Below are 1095 nucleotides of genomic sequence, written 5' to 3'. Positions count from 1 at the left end.
CACAGAAAGCGGAATCGCAAAGCGTTGAAGCAGAAAACAGGGGGATACTACGGCTGGAAATGACTGGGCGGGTGGCCGGTCCATTTGCGGAAGGCGCGGGCGAAGTTGCTGGGGTCGGCATACCCCAGGCGGTTAGCCACCTGTTGCACGGTGATGTTGGCCTGCAGGTAGGCCATGGCCTTGGTCATGCGCACTTCTTCCAGCAAGGAGCGATAACTCACACCCAACGCATTAAGGTAACGACGCAAGGTCCGCGAGGTCACATGAAAGTTGCCGGCCAGCTGTTCCAGGCTGGGCAGCATGCCTTCCGCCTGCATCAGGCGTGCGCGCACCCGGCTGGCCCAATCCTGATCCGCCTCGAGGCGCTGTAATTCTTCCTCGCATTTCTGCGCGGCCATGTGCCGGGAAGCTGGATCAGACAAGGTGAAGGGTTCGCTGAGCAAGGAATGCGGCAAGCGCAGGGCCGCCACCTCAGCGCCAAACTCAACCGGCATTTGCAGCAGCTCGCGGTAGCGCTCGGCATGCGCTGGCGGCGCGTAGGGCAGCTCCAGCACGGCGCCACGGAAACGCTCGCCCAGCAGGTAGCGGATACCACCCACCACCGCAGCCACCACTACTTCCAGGTAGGTTTCGCGAATATCACCCAGCGGCACACTTTCCAGCAGGCAGAAACGCACCCCTTCCGTGGACGGCTCAATACGCGGTACGCACAGCCGGGTACGGGTGCGGAAATAACGCTCCAGCAAGCGCAGGGCATCGCCGAGATCCGCACTGCTGATCGCCGCATAGCCCAACAGACCGTGGGCGGTCAGCGTCAATTGCTGCCCCAGGGCCAAGCCCAGCGCCGGATTGCCGGTCATCTCCCGGGCCCCGACCATCACCCGGCGGAACTGCTCGAAACGCAGCGCGGGCTCCGGGTTATAGACTTCCTCTTCCGTTAGCTCCACCTGGCGCAGCAAACGCCGGGTGTCCACGCCCACTTCACTGATCAATTCGACCAGATTGCGGACGTAGTTCACCGGCACCGGCGAACGGCCAGTGCCCGGATCAAGCTGGATAAAGCGGTCACGGTTCATGGGTCCATCATACGCTACT

1 protein-coding gene is annotated in these 1095 nt (G+C 62.6%); it reads right to left on the bottom strand.

All coding sequences use genetic code 11. From position 1 onward, the window contains the following. Positions 1-47 precede the first annotated feature (47 nt). On the bottom strand, positions 48-1095 hold a 1048-nt coding region (locus A3754_RS01440), incomplete at its 5' end, for an AraC family transcriptional regulator (protein ID WP_369817558.1).

Source organism: Alcanivorax sp. HI0083 (assembly GCF_001635175.1).
Note: the sequence above shows the minus strand (reverse complement) of the source record. Positions and strands in the feature narration are given on the sequence as shown.